This window comes from Pseudomonas sp. H1_G08 (assembly GCF_054681355.1).
Genome location: NZ_CP162822.1, coordinates 5,307,330 through 5,323,633, shown reverse-complemented (window position 1 = coordinate 5,323,633; position 16,304 = coordinate 5,307,330). Strand labels below are relative to the sequence as shown.

The window sequence follows — 16,304 nt, the reverse complement described above, 5'->3', positions numbered from 1 at the left end:
TCGGCAATCCAAGAATTTTAAATCGTCTGCCCACAAGGCCAGTCGCAAACTCAGGCAACCGATTCTGGAAGCCTTTCCGCCCTGGAGCAAGCCATGCAAGACCTCGATCCCGTCGAAACCCAGGAATGGCTGGACGCCCTGGAATCGGTTCTCGACAAAGAAGGCGAAGACCGTGCTCACTATCTGATGACCCGTATGGGCGAACTCGCGACCCGCAGCGGCTCGCAGCTCCCTTACGCGATCACCACGCCTTACCGCAACACGATCCCCGTTACCCACGAAGCACGCATGCCTGGCGACCTGTTCATGGAACGCCGCATTCGCTCGCTGGTACGCTGGAACGCGATGGCCATGGTAATGCGCACGAACCTGCGAGATTCGGACCTGGGTGGTCACATCTCCAGCTTCGCTTCCAGTGCGACCCTGTATGACATCGGCTTCAACTATTTCTTCCAGGCCCCGACCGACGAACATGGCGGCGACCTGATCTACTTCCAGGGCCACACCTCGCCAGGCGTTTACGCCCGCGCATTCATGGAAGGCCGCATCACCGAAGACCAGATGAACAACTTCCGTCAGGAAGTCGATGGTCAAGGCCTGTCGTCCTATCCGCACCCTTGGCTGATGCCTGACTTCTGGCAGTTCCCGACCGTATCGATGGGTCTGGGTCCGATCCAGGCGATCTACCAGGCGCGCTTCATGAAGTACCTGGAGCACCGCGGTTTCATCCAGCCGGGCAAACAGAAAGTCTGGTGCTTCCTGGGCGACGGCGAGTGCGACGAGCCGGAATCCCTGGGCGCGATCTCCCTGGCCGGCCGCGAGAAGCTGGACAACCTGATCTTCGTCATCAACTGCAACCTGCAGCGCCTCGACGGCCCGGTTCGCGGCAACGGCAAGATCATCCAGGAACTCGAAGGCGTGTTCCGTGGTGCGCAGTGGAACGTGACCAAAGTCATCTGGGGCCGTTTCTGGGACCCGCTGCTGGCCAAAGACGTCGACGGTATCCTGCAACGTCGCATGGACGAAGTCATCGACGGCGAGTACCAGAACTACAAAGCCAAAGACGGCGCGTTCGTTCGCGAGCATTTCTTCAACACGCCTGAACTCAAGGCGATGGTTGCCGATCTGTCCGACGACGAGATCTGGAAACTCAACCGTGGCGGCCACGACCCGTACAAGGTCTACGCGGCGTACCACGAAGCGGTCAACCACAAGGAACAACCGACCGTCATCCTCGCCAAGACCATCAAGGGTTATGGCACCGGTGCCGGCGAAGCGAAAAACACTGCGCACAACACCAAGAAAGTCGACGTCGACAGCCTGAAGCTGTTCCGCGACCGCTTCGACATCCCGGTCAAGGACGAGGAGCTGGAGAACCTGCCGTTCTTCAAACCAGAGCCAAACAGCGCCGAAGCCCGCTACCTCGCCGAGCGCCGTGCCGCACTGGGCGGTTTCGTGCCACAGCGCCGCGCGCAGAGCTTCAGCGTACCGACTCCGGATCTGGACACTCTGAAAGCCATCCTCGATGGCTCGGGCGACCGTGAAATTTCCACCACCATGGCTTTCGTGCGGATCCTCGCGCAACTGGTCAAGGACAAGGAAATCGGCCCGCGCATCGTCCCGATCATCCCGGACGAAGCCCGTACCTTCGGTATGGAAGGCATGTTCCGTCAGCTGGGTATCTACTCCTCCGTCGGCCAGCTCTACGAGCCAGTCGATAAAGACCAGGTGATGTTCTACAAGGAAGACCAGAAAGGTCAGATCCTTGAAGAAGGCATCAACGAAGCAGGCGCCATGAGCTCGTTCATCGCTGCCGGTACTTCGTACTCCAGCCACAACCAGCCAATGCTGCCGTTCTACATCTTCTACTCGATGTTCGGCTTCCAGCGTATCGGCGACCTGGCCTGGGCCGCTGGCGACAGCCGTACCCGTGGTTTCCTGATCGGCGGCACCGCCGGGCGTACCACCCTGAACGGTGAAGGTCTGCAGCACGAAGACGGTCACAGCCACCTGCTGGCCGCGACCATCCCGAACTGCCGCACCTACGATCCGACCTACGGCTACGAGCTGGCGGTGATCATTCAGGACGGCATGAAGAAGATGACCGAAGAGCAACAGGACATCTTCTACTACATCACCGTGATGAACGAGTCGTACCAGCAGCCAGCCATGCCGGCCGGTGCCGAAGAAGGCATCAAGAAAGGCATGTACCTGCTCGAGGAAGACACTCGCGATGCGGCGCACCACGTTCAGCTGATGGGCTCCGGCACCATCCTGCGTGAAGTGCGTGAAGCGGCGAAGATCTTGCGTGAAGAGTTCAACATCGGCGCTGACGTCTGGAGCGTTACCAGCTTCAACGAACTGCGTCGCGACGGCCTCGCCGTAGAGCGCAGCAACCGTCTCAAGCCTGGCCAGAAGCCTAAGCTGAGCTACGTCGAAGAGTGCCTGAACGGCCGTAAAGGTCCGGTCATTGCTTCTACCGACTACATGAAGCTGTTCGCCGAGCAGATCCGTCAGTGGGTACCGTCCAAGGAATTCAAAGTCCTGGGCACCGACGGTTTCGGCCGCAGCGACAGCCGCAAGAAACTGCGTCATTTCTTCGAAGTCGACCGTCATTTCGTGGTGTTGGCAGCCCTGGAAGCACTGGCTGACCGTGGTGATATCGAACCTAAGGTTGTGGCCGAAGCCATCGCCAAGTTCGGCATCGACCCGGAAAAACGCAACCCACTGGACTGCTGAGGAGACATTTTGTGAGCGAACTCATTCGCGTACCTGACATCGGCAGCGGTGAAGGTGAAGTAATTGAACTGTTTGTGAAGGTCGGCGACCGCATCGAAGCCGACCAGAGCATCCTGACCCTGGAATCGGACAAGGCCAGCATGGAAGTGCCGGCCCCGAAAGCCGGCGTCATCAAGAGCCTGAAAGTGAAGCTGGGCGACCGTCTGAAAGAAGGCGACGAACTGCTTGAGCTGGAAGTCGAGGGCGCCGCTGAAGCGGCCCCTGCTCCTGCCGCTGCTCCTGCCAAAGCCGAAGAGAAACCGGCTGCGACACCTGCTGCTGCCGCGCCTGCCGCTGCTCCTGCTGCCGCTTCGGTACAGCAAGTGCACGTGCCGGACATCGGTTCGTCGGGCAAGGCACAGATCATCGAGATTCAGGTCAAGGTCGGCGACAGCGTCGAAGCTGATCAGTCGTTGATCACCTTGGAATCCGACAAGGCCAGCATGGAAATCCCGTCGCCTGCCGCTGGCGTGGTCAAGGCCATCAGCGTCAAGCTCAACGACGAAGTCGGCACTGGCGACCTGATTCTGGATCTGGAAGTGGCGGGTGCTGCGGCCCCTGCGGCTGCCGCTCCGGCCCAGGCTGCTGCACCGGCCGCTGCCGCTGCGCCTGCTTCGGCAGCCGCGCCAGCAGCACCGGTTGCCGACAGCGTTCAGGACATCCACGTTCCGGACATCGGCTCGGCTGGCAAAGCCAAGATCATCGAAGTGTTGGTCAAGGCGGGCGATACCGTTGAAGCCGACCAGTCGCTGATCACCCTGGAATCCGACAAGGCAAGCATGGAAATCCCATCGCCTGCCGCTGGCGTGGTGGAAAGCGTTTCCATCAAGCTGGATGACGAAGTCGGTACCGGCGACCTGATCCTCAAGCTGAAAGTCAAAGGCGCGGCCCCTGCTGCTGCCCCGGCTCCAGCTGCCGCAGCTCCGAGCGCTCCGGCACCTGCCGCTGCTGCTCCGGCTGCCGCTGCACCTGCTGCCGCCGCTCCAGCCGCCGCACCGGCCAAGCCGGGCGCGAAAGTTCACGCCGGCCCTGCCGTGCGTCAACTGGCCCGTGAGTTCGGCGTCGAGCTGAGCGCTGTTGGCGCCAGCGGTCCGCACGGTCGCATCCTCAAGGAAGACGTGCAGGTTTACGTCAAGGCGATGATGCAGAAGGCCAAGGAAGCGCCGGCCGCTGCCGGCGGCGCTACCGGTGGTGCGGGCATTCCGCCGATTCCGGTGGTCGATTTCAGCCGTTTCGGCGAAATCGAAGAAGTGCCGATGACCCGACTGATGCAGGTCGGCGCCGCCAACCTGCACCGCAGCTGGCTGAACGTGCCACACGTGACGCAATTCGACTCGGCGGACATCACCGAGCTGGAAGCTTTCCGTGTTGCGCAGAAAGCCGTGGCCGAGAAGGCTGGCGTCAAGCTGACCATCCTGCCGCTGCTGCTCAAGACCTGCGCGCACTTGCTCAAGGAGCTGCCGGACTTCAACAGTTCGCTGGCGCCAAGCGGCAAGGCGATCATCCGCAAGAAATACGTGAACATCGGCTTCGCCGTCGACACTCCGGATGGCCTGTTGGTGCCGGTCATCAAGAACGTCGACCAGAAGAGCCTGCTGCAATTGGCAGCCGAAGCGGCTTCGCTGGCTGAAAAAGCGCGCACCAAGAAGCTGTCCTCGGACGAGATGCAGGGTGCCTGCTTCACCATTTCCAGCCTCGGTCATATTGGCGGCACCGGCTTCACGCCGATCGTCAACGCGCCGGAAGTGGCGATCCTCGGTGTTTCCAAGGCAACCATCCAGCCAGTCTGGGACGGCAAAGCCTTCCAGCCGAAGCTGATGCTGCCACTGTCGCTGTCCTACGATCACCGCGTGATCAACGGCGCTGCAGCGGCACGCTTCACTCAGCGTCTAGGCAGTCTGTTGGGCGACATCCGCACCATCCTGCTGTAACCCAAACGGCCCTCCGGCGACGGAGGGCCGCTTGCTGCACCCTTTCGAGCGCCACACGCTCGTACCTCAACCCCGTCAATTGACGGGGCTTTTTTTTGCCTGAAATAAACCGGATCGCGCCTCTTTCCTACAACCTGCGCTGACATCGGCCACAGGTCTGGTCCACTTAACGCCAATATTTTCCGCCGCTGGCCAACTAACCTCTGCTCAGGAAAGTTGCTTCAACGCGCTCCGCTTATTTAAATCTTGTTTATTAAAATCTCGAACGGAATCGATCATGTTCAAACCGACTATCGGCCCCATCGTGGGCCACGCGACAACTAACGAAGTGCGCATTTTCATGCGCGGCGAACAACAGGACAAAAAACGTGTATTTGCCGGAGTTCGCGCTCGCAAGGCCGGCACGGAAAAATGGTCGAACAGCGTATTTGCACTTTTGAACCCGGCCAATGACATGTCGGGTGTACTGGTATTGCAGGATCTCGAAGCTGATTGTGAATACGAATATCAAGCCGGCTGGTTAAGTCCGATGAATCCGGTGCATACCATCGACACGGTCATTGAGTTTCCATTGCAATGGCCGCGACAGCTCTACCGCTTTCGCACCCGCACCGCGAAAGCCAGCCAGCCTCGGGGCTTTGTCGTCGGTTCGTGCCGTTATCTGCGGATTACCGCTGGCGTCGCTTCCCTGCCGCAACTGGGCGACCGCATCTTTGGCTCGATCAATCGACTGGTCGAGAACAGTCATCTACCCGTCAGCGCGGTGATCATGACCGGAGATCAAGTGTATGTAGATGATTTGAATGTCATTGCTCCGGATCGCGAAGCCAAAGACATCCTGAAGAAATATCGAACGGCATTTTCGCAACCGAATATTCAGCGACTGATGTCCAATACATCGACTTACATGATGCTCGACGATCATGAAATAGAAGATAACTGGCCTGCCAATGCCACCGCAGCGGACGAGGACTTATATCGCAACGCCATGGCCGCTTATGAACTTTATCAAGCCAGCCACAGCCCGGTTTATGCATGTAATGAGAAGGGTCAGATAGACCGGGATACGTTGAAGCATTACTGGTATCAGTTTGGCGACAGCGATATCGCCTGGTTCGTCACCGACAGCCGCACCCGACGCAACCTCTCGAAAGAAGACCGGCGCATTCTCGACATCGAGCAGGAACAGGCCCTGCTGCAATGGCTGATCCATAGCCCGGCACGAGTGAAGTTCGTGGTGACCAGCGTGATGTTCTATCCCGATCGCAAGTTCAACGGTGACGATGCCTGGAAAGCTTTTCCCGAGCAGCGTCTGCGCCTGCTGGAAACCATCCGCACTCACCGGATCAAGAACGTGGTGTTCGTCTCCGGCGACGTCCATGGCTCGCTGACCAGTCGCTTGAGTCACAGCGAGGACACCGATTTCGAGGTGCACACCATCGTGTCCTCGCCGTTGCACAACAGCAAATTGCTGCCGTATGCCAAGGCTTCAACGTTTATCCTCGATCAACCGCTGGTGCGCACGGCAGCCGGGGATTATCGGCACGAGCTCACCAGTGCGGTGGTGAGTCAGGACAATTTTGCGCATGTGGTCGTTGAGGCTGATCAGATATTGGTCAATTACCATGACCGCGATGGCAAGAAGTTGCAGTCGATCAGTATGAAATTGCGTTGAAACACCCAAAGATCGCAGCCTTCGGCAGCTCCTACACAAGGCGCATTACCCTGTTGGGGCTGCGTGAAGCTGCGATCTTTTGCTCATTTCAGTTGTGCACTGGAGAAATGTTCACTGCAGCCGACATATTCTTATAGCACTTGGCCTTCATCTCTCTTGTCAGTCGGTGCCGCAATGATGCAACCTTGCCGCAGCCAACAGACAAGAGGGCGAGAGCCCGGCGCATTCAGCATATTTCCAAGCGAGTTTCCTTCATGAAGAGCCAGCCCGATGCCGCCAGCCGTATGGCGGCCGAGGTAGTGACGCAGTTGCCTGTGCCCTCGCGGCTCGGCATGCTGCGTTTCGAGCGCTTGAATGAAGCGAGTTGGGCAATGCTGTTCCTCGATCCCAACTGCGAACGCCAGTTCGGCCAGCCGGCCGTCGAGCTCTGCGCACTGGTCGGCTCGCCTTACGCCAGCCTGATGGAGCCCGAGGCGCGCTATCAACTGCACGATGCGATCCAGCAGCAACTGAGCAAAAGCCCACATTACGTCGTGCGTTACACCCTGCACACCGCCGCCGGCGCGTTGAACATCCTCGAGCTGGGCGAAGCCTACAAACAGCACAACCGGCACTTGCTGCGCGGCTACCTGCTGGCGGTCGACGAGGTGTTCGACGAAACCCAGGCGCTGCCTTCGGTGGATCTGGAAACCCAGAACTCGCGCCTGCAAATCGCCCTTGAGCTGAACCAGCGTGCCCAGCAGGAACAACTGCAGCATCTGGAGCGCGTGCGTGCCCAGCAGGATCTGATTCTGCTGCTCGCACGCCAGCGCTACAGCACGCACAACTCGCTGCAGGAAGCCGCTGAACTGATCACCCGCTGCGCCTGCGATATCTACGAGATCGACTGCGCCAGCCTGTGGAACCTCGAAGGCCAGCGCTTGCTGCCGATCTCCGCTTACCATCGCGCGACCCAGGAATACATCCTGCCGGAGCCGATCGATATCAGCGGCTTCCCCGACTACATGGAAGCCCTGCACAGCAGCCGCGCCATCGATGCCCACAACGCCATGCACGACCCGCGCACCCGCGAGATGGCCGAGGCGATGCGTCCGCGTGACGTCAACGCCATGCTCGATGCCAGCATTCGCGTCGACGGCCAGGTTGTCGGCGTGTTGTGCCTGGAACAGACCGGCGTCACCCGTGCCTGGCAGTCCGACGAAATCGCCTTCGCCGGTGAGCTGGCCGACCAGTTCGCACAAGTGATCAACAATCACAACCGGCGCACCGCCACCAGCGCCCTGCACCTGTTTCAGCGCGCGGTCGAGCAAAGCGCCAACGCCTTTTTGCTGGTTAACTGCGACGGCGTGGTCGAGTACGTCAACCCGAGCTTCACTGCGATCACCCAGTACACCACCGAGGAAGTCCACGGCCAGCGCCTGTCGGAACTGCCCGCCCTGGAAAATCTCAGCGAGCTGCTGTTCGATGCGCCCTCGGCGCTGGCCCAGAGCAACAGCTGGCAGGGCGAATTCAAGAGCCGACGCAAGAACCTCGAACCGTACTGGGGCCAGCTGTCGATCTCCAAGGTCTATGGCGATAACCGTGAGCTGACGCATTACATCGGCATCTACGAAGACATCACCCAGACCAAACTCGCGCAGCAACGTATCGAGCGCCTGGCCTATACCGACAACCTGACCAACCTCGGCAACCGTCCGGCATTCATCCGCAATCTCGATGAGCGTTTCGCCCGCGACAGCGATACGCCGATCAGCCTGTTGCTGGTGGACATCGACAACTTCAAGCGCATCAACGACAGCCTCGGTCACCAGACCGGCGACAAACTGTTGATCAGCCTCGCCCGGCGCTTGCGCAACAGCCTCAGCCCGAGTGGCAGCCTGGCGCGTTTTGCCAGTAACGAGTTTGCCGTGTTGCTCGACGACACCGATCTTGAGGCCGGGCAGCAGATCGCCAGTCAGTTGCTGATGACCCTCGACAAGCCGATGTTCGTCGACAACCAGCTGATCAGCGTCACCGGCTCCGTCGGTCTGGCCTGCGCGCCGCTGCACGGGCGCGACCCGCAGACCCTGATGCGCAACGCCGGCCTGGCGCTGCACAAGGCCAAGGCCAACGGCAAACACCAGTTGCAGGTCTTCACTGAGGCGCTGAACGCCGAGGCCAGTTACAAACTGTTCGTCGAGAACAACCTGCGCCGCGCCCTGACGCAGAACGAGCTGGACGTGTTCTACCAGCCGAAACTGTGCCTGCGCAGCGGTCGTCTGCTGGGGATGGAAGCGCTGTTGCGCTGGAACCACCCGGAGCGCGGCATGATTCGCCCGGACCAGTTCATCAGCGTCGCCGAGGAAACCGGCCTGATCATTCCGATCGGCAAGTGGATCGCGCGTCAGGCGTGCCGCATGAGCAAATCCTTGACCGCTGCCGGCCTGGGCAACCTGCAAGTGGCAATCAATCTGTCACCGAAACAGTTCTCCGATCCGGATCTGGTCGCCTCGATCGCCAACATCCTCAGGGAAGAAGCGCTGCCGGCCAATCTGCTCGAACTCGAGCTGACCGAAGGCCTGCTGCTGGAAGCCACCGAAGACACGCATTTGCAACTCGACCAGCTCAAGCACCTGGGCCTGACCCTGGCCATGGATGACTTCGGCACCGGGTACTCGTCGCTCAGCTATCTGAAGAAATTCCCGATCGACATCATCAAGATCGATCGCAGCTTCATCCACGAAATCCCCGACAACCAGGACGACATGGAAATCACCTCGGCGGTGATCGCCATGGCCCACAACCTGAAACTCAAGGTCGTCGCCGAAGGCATCGAAACCGCCGAGCAACTGGCATTCCTGCGCCGGCATCGTTGCGACGTCGGCCAGGGTTACCTGTTCGACCGACCGATTCCAGGCGGCGAGCTGATCCAGGCTCTCAAGCGCTATCCGCGCGGCCCGCTCTGCCTCTAACCCCGGCTTCTATGAAGATCCCTTGTGGGAGCGAGCCTGCTCGCGAAGGCGATAAAACCGTCGACATCTTCGTCGCCTGACACCCCGCTTTCGCGAGCAGGCTCGCTCCCACAGTTTTGATAGTGCGAATTCCGGCATCATTCGGCACACTGGCGGTCTGACTTTTTACCTCCAACCTGACTGAGAGGAACGCTCATGGTTCTGCGCTCGGAAATTCTGGTGAACAAAAACGTGCTTCCAACCAAAGAACAAGCCCTGCCCGGCCGCGAAACCGCGATGACCCTGCCGGAAAAACACTTCGTCTTCGAAGACACCCCGCTGCTCGGTCCATTCTTTCAGGACGTCGACTTTGCGATTTTCGGTCTGGGTTGCTTCTGGGGCGCGGAACGACGTTTCTGGCAGCGCGAAGGTGTGGTCAGCACCGTGGTCGGTTACGCCGGCGGTTTCACGCCAAATCCGACTTACGAAGAAGTCTGCTCGGGCCTGACCGGCCACGCCGAAGTGGTATTGGTGGTGTATGACAAGGCCCGAGTCAGTTACGAAGAACTGCTGGCGATGTTCTGGGAACTGCACAACCCGACTCAGGGTATGCGTCAGGGCAACGACATCGGCACTCAGTACCGCTCAGTGATCTATGCGACCACCCCGGAGCAACTGGATGCGGCGCTGAAGAGCAAAGACGTGTATCAGGCGGAACTCGCCAAGGCCGGTCTGGGTGAAATCAGCACCGAAATCGAACAGGCGCCGACCGTGTACTTTGCCGAGGCTTATCACCAGCAATATCTGGCGAAGAACCCTGAAGGTTACTGCGGGATTGGCGGCACCGGCGTTTGTATGCCAGCGAGCCTAGCGGGCAACTAACCCCGCCTGATCGTTCCCACGCTCTGCGTGGGAATGCAGCCCGGGACGCTCCGCGTCCTGACAGCGGACGCAGAGCGTCCATTGAGGCATTCCCACGCGGAGCGTGGGAACGATCGCTCGGCGATCAGCTCTCGGCAATCAGCCAATCCATCTGCCAGCCACCCTGAGTCTGCCCCAGCTTCTTCGACAACCACGGCAGCAGCTCACGCAATTCTTCTTCCAGCCCCCACGGCGGATTGGCGATCGCCAGCCCGGAACCGTTCAGGCTGTTCGGCGTGTCCAGTGGATGCACCAGCAGCTCCACACGCAGCAACTTCGGCGCACCCGTGCCCGCCAGGTCTTGATAGAAACGCCGCAATGCACGCTGATCCTTCACCGGATACCAGATCGCTGCCACGGTCTGGCGCATGCGGCCGATGGCTTCTTTCATCGACGCCGCGCAGCGCTGCATCTCGTCCAGTTGCTCGAACGGCGGATCGACCAGCATCACCGCGCGCTTCTCCTGCACCGGCAACATCGCCCGCGCCACGTGCCAGCCCTCGCCCAGATGCACTTTTACCCGACGATCGCCGGCCATGTTGTCCTTGAGCAACACGCCATCTTCGGGATGCTTCTCGTTGAGCATCACCCGATCCTGCGGCCGCGTCAGACGTCGTGCCAGCTCCGGCGAACCCGGGTAATAGCGCAACTGGCCATCCGGGTTCATCTCGTGCAGCACCTTCATATAGTCGGCAGTCAGCGCCGGCAGGTCCGGCTGATCCCACAAGCGCGCAATGCCTTCCAGGTACTCGCCGGTGCGATTGGCCTGATCGCCCTGCAAGTCATACAGACCGATGCCGGCGTGCGTGTCGAGATAGGCAAACGGCTGCTCCTTGCGCGACATCAGAGCGATGAGGCGGGTCAAGGTCAGGTGTTTGAACACATCGGCGTGATTGCCGGCATGGAAGGCGTGACGATAATTCATGGCTGCTCCTGCGAGGGCCGCAAAGTTTACCTTTTACCGGTCGGCAAGTCAGGGGTTCGCAGCCGAGTGGACAAACGCCTTTCCCTCACCCTAACCCTCTCCCGAAGGGAGAGGGGACTTACGGTGGCGATCTTGCGAGTTACATCGACCTGAATGATCGACGTGATCTCAGGCTTGGCCAAACGAAGTTCACCGCTGAAGTCGCAGGTCGGCGTACAACACCAAGACAACTCGGTCAGTCCCCCGAAAGAACACCACCATCCAGGCTTGGCCAAGCGAAGTTCACCGCTGAAGTCGCAGGTCGGCGTACAACACCCAGACAACTCGGTCAGTCCCCTCTCCCTCTGGGAGAGGGCTAGGGTGAGGGGCTTTGCTTTTATGGCGTTAAACTGGCTAACCATCAACGACAGGAAGTCAAAAATTCATGCGATATCTGATCATCTGTTTACTCAGCCTTCTTAGTCCATACCTCGCCCTTGCCGACGAAACCCACATTGAACAGGCACGCCAGACACTAAAGAACTACGGGCTGAGCCAACTGCATCCCGGCGCCATTCAATGAGCAATCAGCCCAGAGAAAAGACATTGCACTATCCGCCAATGCCTACTCATCCATGGGCAACGGCCTGCATTCCATCCAGCAAAATGAAGACACGCTGCAAGTGCTGCACGATCGTTATAAAACAACCAGAAACTATGTGTATGCGGCATCTGAGCAGACACCGTCGATCAGCAAACACTCGAAAAGCCATTTCGTTTTTTATGGGTGCCTGGAGGTCTCAAGTCAGAGGCTTTCGACAGTTTTATCAAGACCCAGGATCGGCACATCGCAGACTGACTGCTGAACCCTAAACGTCAAAAGATCGCAGCCTTCGGCAGCTACTACAGATGATCCCGTGTAGGAGCTGACGAAGGCTGCGATCTTTTGATTTTGCTTCTGAACAGTTCAGGCAGGCATGGCGCCCAGACGTCGCCCGATGACGTCGAGCAAGGGGATGGCGCAGAATTTGGCGAAGTCGCTGAGGATCATCGAGTCACCTTGATCGAACGGCGCATGCATATATTCTCCAGCACCAGGAGCACGGCGCAAAGTGGGGGGTAGTTGAAGGCCATATCAGGAAATCGGAGATGAGGAATTTTACGGAGCTGCACAAAGGTCGAATTTGGATAGACGGTAGTATTTAATGCAATTACCTGTCAGATCTGACAGTGGCGTTATCGGTAGCTACTGATCCATAGTCTGAACGACGCGAAAATCAATCGATCGCCCTGATTCTAGACTACGACTGGAAGGAGATTGGAAATGGCAAAAATTACTGTAAATACATCGGGCAATGGCACCGTGATTAGCGCCTATACCAGTGGTGCAGGCGGGCCGTACCCAACATACTCAATAACGGTGAAACCCGATGACAACAGTGGAGACCTGAGCGTAAGCACTCCGGGCGATCCCCGCCTGAAAGTTGGTGACAAGGTCAGCTTTACCATTAGCGACGGCGCTGCTGGCAGACTTCTGGGAAATGTGACAAAGATATAAAAAAAGTAACCCTGATAAAAAATTCTGTTTACCGCTTCAATAAGGTTGGCTTCGCAGCCTAAAACAACGCCGTGACTTGCTCTTCAACGACAAAAGATCGCAGTCTTCGGCAGCCCCTACATGGGATAGGCGTCCACTCTGCCGAAGGCTGCGATCTTCTGATCTTCAGGCGGGCATGCTGCGCAAGCGTCTGCCGATGACATCGAGCACATCACAGCCATCGCGCAATGGGATGGCGCACAGCAGGGCGAAGTCGCTGAGGATCACGGAGTCGCATTCGATCGAGCCGCGCATGCACATGTTTTCCAGGACCTGGACCACGGCGCGGATGCGATGGTTGGCGGCGTCCATGAGGATGTCGAGGGGCACGTGGGTGTCGACGAACAGGCTGGGCATGTCACTGCAATTGCCGGTGAGGGCCATGAAGCGGTTGTCGGGGTGAGGAGTGATTTTTTCGTAGGGTGAATCAGTATGCATATTGGTCATTTTCCGGGTCCCATGATTGATAAACGTGAGCCGCCATCACACCTTCCTACGGGTTAGGGTGGCAGCTGTGCGCGGGAGTAGGAACCGAGCAATCATGGACCTCGGCCACGCCGAAGCGTGCCCCACGCACAGCCGCCGCGAACGATCTTACGGACTTGAACCAAGTGCCGCAAAAAGCCAACGAACTGTAACGTCATGAATGCGGGAATCCTTCATCCTGCCAACGCTCTCGCGGCGACAACGAAAAGACTATCCCTGCAACCCACCGCGCACCAGTTCATGAAAGCCGCCGCGATTCGAAGGAAACGTCCGAAGCGTTTGCCCCGAAATTTCACTCTGCCTCTGCCAGCAAAAACTCCAGAAGGGACGATCGTGACGAATCTTCCGACATCGATAATTTGAAAAACTGCCCGACCTTGCAGCGCAAAACAGCCTCGGGAAACGCCTCGAACACGGCCGGTTGCTCCTCGCTCAGCCATTGCAAAGCATTGGCGATGCGTACGCTTGCATCTGTCTGCGCCAAGAGCGATTGCGGCACGCTCCACCACGGAAAGACCCGCCCCGAAACCAGCGCACGGCCCGCGATTTCGATGGCTTGGCCATTGATCAAGGCTCGTGAAACGACTGGCAGCAATTGCGCGGAATTGACCTCCTCAGAGTGCAAAAGAGGCAGCAGAAACCGACCATCCCAAAAGCGGAAAAACACGGTTTTACCGTCCGGCATCAGCACTTGAGTGAGGCTGCGGAAATGTTCGACCAGCACGTCAAGATCCGCCGAAGACACCGCCAACCATCCCCAATCCCGGGATTCTGTTTCCGCCACCCAACGTAAAAACTCACTGTCTGCAGCGACAATTCCCACGTAGGGCATCACCGCGTCCCACTCGGCATAAATTGTCTCGGCCCAGACCGGATTCGCCGTGCCCTGCCAGGCTTTGAAGGCATCGGCGTCGCTGGCGCGGCTGAAAATGGCGAACAGTTGTTCCGACGCATGCAGCGGCTGCCGCGCCAGCCATTGTTCGGGCGTCAATTCCTCACGCTGCACAAACACCATCCTTACAACGCTCACACTCCTCGCAGAATGGCGCATCACCTTTGAGACTCATGATCTGTGCGGCGGTGAGAATCGCCGCCGGCGCAGCGGCCAGTTTCTCCGGCAATCCCGGCACCACCGGCGCAGCGCTGGTCGCCGCCATCGGCGCGCCGCCCACAACAATTGGCACGCTGCTGAAAATTCCGCCGGGACCAATGTTGATCCACTGTCCCCCGGCCTGAATCGTCGCGCTCGCGCCGCCATCAATCACCACTTGCTGGCCTGCGCTGATATGGATCTGCGCCGAGGCGCTGGTGGCCTGGCTGTTCACCCGCACCTGCCGGTCGCCGAGCACGGACAAATGATCATCCTGCCTGACTTCGGTCTGGCGCTGGCCGTGGGTGATGCGTTGCTCGTCGGCCTTGAGTTCATGGCGGGCGGTGCCGGTGACCACCACACTGCGCTGATTATCGACCTGCAGCTGCTGGTCGTTGAGCACATGCTGGGTCCAGTTGCGCTGGGCACGCAGGTAGATTTCCTCGGCGCCTTTTTTGTCTTCGATGCGCAGTTCGTTATAACCGCCACCGCCAGGGCTGCTCTGGCTGCGGAAGATACTGCGGGTCTTGTCTGCCGGCAGATCCAGCGGCACCGGGGTCGCCGCATTCGGCAGGCAACCCATGACCAGCGGCTTGTCGGCATCGCAATCAATGAAGCCGACCAAAACTTCCATGCCGACGCGCGGAATCAACACGCTGCCGTAGTGATCGTGAGCCCAACCGGTCGCAACGCGCAGCCAGCAACTGGAGTGCTCATTGAGTTCGCCATCGCGGTCCCAGGCCAGTTGCACTTTGACCCGGCCGTATTCATCGCAATGGATCTCAAGGTCTTTCGGGCCGGTGACCACGGCAGGTTGGTAGCCCGACATGCGCGGTTTTTCCGGGCACAGCGCCGGACGAAAGACCACGTCCCACGGCGTGGCGACGAAAGTATTGCGGTAGCCCTGGAAGGATTCGCCATCGCTGGTCACCGATTCCTCAAGCACCTGCGGCTGACGGCCGCGATGCTCGACACAGGTGAGCAACCACAGATCATTCCAGTCGCTGCGCGGATGCCCGGTGAGTTGCAGGAAATGGCCGCAGACCAGCGAGGATTCGTCGCTGGTGCCTTCGGCTTGACGGTAATCGGCGACATGACGTTCAAGCGCGCGGCGCGTCAGGCCTTTGCCGGTTTCGCGATCATTGAATTGACCGGGAAAGTGATAGTCCTCCAGCACTGGACGCTGCTCGCCGTCACTGCGACTTTCCAGCGACAGGCGTGGTTTTTCGAAGTTGTAGTCGCGCCGGGTGACGACGCTGGTGCGGGTTTCCACGCGCACATTGAAACGCTGAATCGCCGGCGCGCCCGCCGACATGCCGCTGCCCGGCAGATACAGCGTCGGCTCGGGCAGCTTGGGGAACACGGTCTGGTCGTCGCCGAATACCAGCAAATGGCCTTCGGGGCTGTGTTGAAAGTGGTAATGAATGCCGACTTCGGCACACAGACGCTGGATGAAGGCCAGATCGCTTTCGGCGTATTGCACGCAGTATTCGCGCTCCGGGTATTCGCTGCCCAGGCGAAATTCAAAGGCATCGCGCAGGATCGAATGGTCCTTGAGGATCTGCGTGACAATTTGCGGCACGTTCTGATGCTGAAAAATCCGCTGGTTGATGCGATGCCCCAGATACGTCAGACGCGGGACAAGGCTGAGGTGATAGCGTGTCAGACGTTTCCCGGAATCGCCCTGCCCGACCTGATAAATCTGACCATGAATACCGCAACCCTGAGCATCGAAACTCAGAAACGCCTGACCATGCAGCAGGCTTTCCAGATCCAGGTCCGGCCGCTCGCTGACCAGTTCCAGCTCGAAGCGAAAGGGTTGGCTGATGGCTTCCCTGCCCGTGAACTCAAGGACCTTGAGGTCGTGCCGGGCGCCTTCGAGGGTCAACGTGAAACGCGGTTGATTGGCAGGCGCGAACATCCGATGTCTCTCTGCAGTGTGAGGGCGGGCGATTCTGCATGAGGGGCAAGGGGTGATGAGCAGGTGACGGG

At 59.2% G+C, this 16,304-nt stretch carries 10 protein-coding genes; 6 read left to right on the top strand and 4 right to left on the bottom strand.

Features of this window, described 5'->3' with window-relative positions; translation table 11 throughout:
- The first annotated feature begins 93 nt into the window (after positions 1-93).
- The 5 genes from aceE to msrA all read left to right on the top strand — a co-directional run bounded on the left by aceE (position 94) and on the right by msrA (position 10,196).
- On the top strand, positions 94-2,739 hold the full coding sequence (aceE, locus tag AB4N85_RS24135; protein ID WP_024011316.1) for a pyruvate dehydrogenase (acetyl-transferring), homodimeric type: 2,646 nt from the start codon (positions 94-96) through the stop codon (positions 2,737-2,739).
- 11 nt (positions 2,740-2,750) lie between these two features.
- Positions 2,751-4,709 carry a dihydrolipoyllysine-residue acetyltransferase gene (gene aceF / locus AB4N85_RS24130; protein WP_460066174.1) on the top strand — a complete coding sequence of 653 codons (1,959 nt, stop codon included), beginning with the start codon at positions 2,751-2,753 and terminating at the stop codon, positions 4,707-4,709.
- A 277-nt stretch (positions 4,710-4,986) separates the two neighbouring features.
- Positions 4,987-6,384, top strand: coding sequence for an alkaline phosphatase D family protein (locus AB4N85_RS24125; RefSeq protein WP_460066172.1), 1,398 nt, complete (start codon positions 4,987-4,989; stop codon positions 6,382-6,384).
- 254 nt (positions 6,385-6,638) lie between these two features.
- A complete protein-coding gene (locus tag AB4N85_RS24120; RefSeq protein WP_460066170.1) occupies positions 6,639-9,335 on the top strand; it encodes a putative bifunctional diguanylate cyclase/phosphodiesterase in 2,697 nt (898 codons plus the stop codon).
- A gap of 195 nt (positions 9,336-9,530) precedes the next feature.
- Complete coding sequence (msrA, locus tag AB4N85_RS24115; RefSeq protein ID WP_041477612.1) at positions 9,531-10,196, top strand: peptide-methionine (S)-S-oxide reductase MsrA; 666 nt, start codon at positions 9,531-9,533, stop codon at positions 10,194-10,196.
- A 124-nt stretch (positions 10,197-10,320) separates the two neighbouring features.
- On the opposite strand, the gene AB4N85_RS24110 is transcribed toward msrA, so the two are convergent.
- The gene (locus AB4N85_RS24110) at positions 10,321-11,160 is read right to left on the bottom strand and encodes a 23S rRNA (adenine(2030)-N(6))-methyltransferase RlmJ (protein ID WP_460066166.1); all 840 of its coding nucleotides are present in this window, start codon (positions 11,158-11,160) and stop codon (positions 10,321-10,323) included.
- A 1,303-nt stretch (positions 11,161-12,463) separates the two neighbouring features.
- Here AB4N85_RS24110 and AB4N85_RS24105 point away from each other — a divergent pair.
- The gene (locus tag AB4N85_RS24105; RefSeq protein ID WP_150638083.1) at positions 12,464-12,697 is read left to right on the top strand and encodes a S1 domain-containing protein; all 234 of its coding nucleotides are present in this window, start codon (positions 12,464-12,466) and stop codon (positions 12,695-12,697) included.
- A 165-nt stretch (positions 12,698-12,862) separates the two neighbouring features.
- Here the strand turns inward: AB4N85_RS24105 and AB4N85_RS24100 are convergent, their stop codons facing one another.
- The 3 genes from AB4N85_RS24100 to AB4N85_RS24090 all read right to left on the bottom strand — a co-directional run bounded on the left by AB4N85_RS24100 (position 12,863) and on the right by AB4N85_RS24090 (position 16,233).
- On the bottom strand, positions 12,863-13,183 hold the full coding sequence (locus tag AB4N85_RS24100) for a hypothetical protein (protein ID WP_056787448.1): 321 nt from the start codon (positions 13,181-13,183) through the stop codon (positions 12,863-12,865).
- A gap of 331 nt (positions 13,184-13,514) precedes the next feature.
- The gene (locus AB4N85_RS24095; protein WP_370695110.1) at positions 13,515-14,237 is read right to left on the bottom strand and encodes a DUF4123 domain-containing protein; all 723 of its coding nucleotides are present in this window, start codon (positions 14,235-14,237) and stop codon (positions 13,515-13,517) included.
- Entirely contained in the window at positions 14,218-16,233 is a 2,016-nt protein-coding gene (locus AB4N85_RS24090; RefSeq protein ID WP_460066163.1) for a type VI secretion system Vgr family protein, read from the bottom strand. The genes AB4N85_RS24095 and AB4N85_RS24090 overlap by 20 nt, the downstream gene beginning before the upstream one ends.
- Positions 16,234-16,304: the final 71 nt, after the last annotated feature.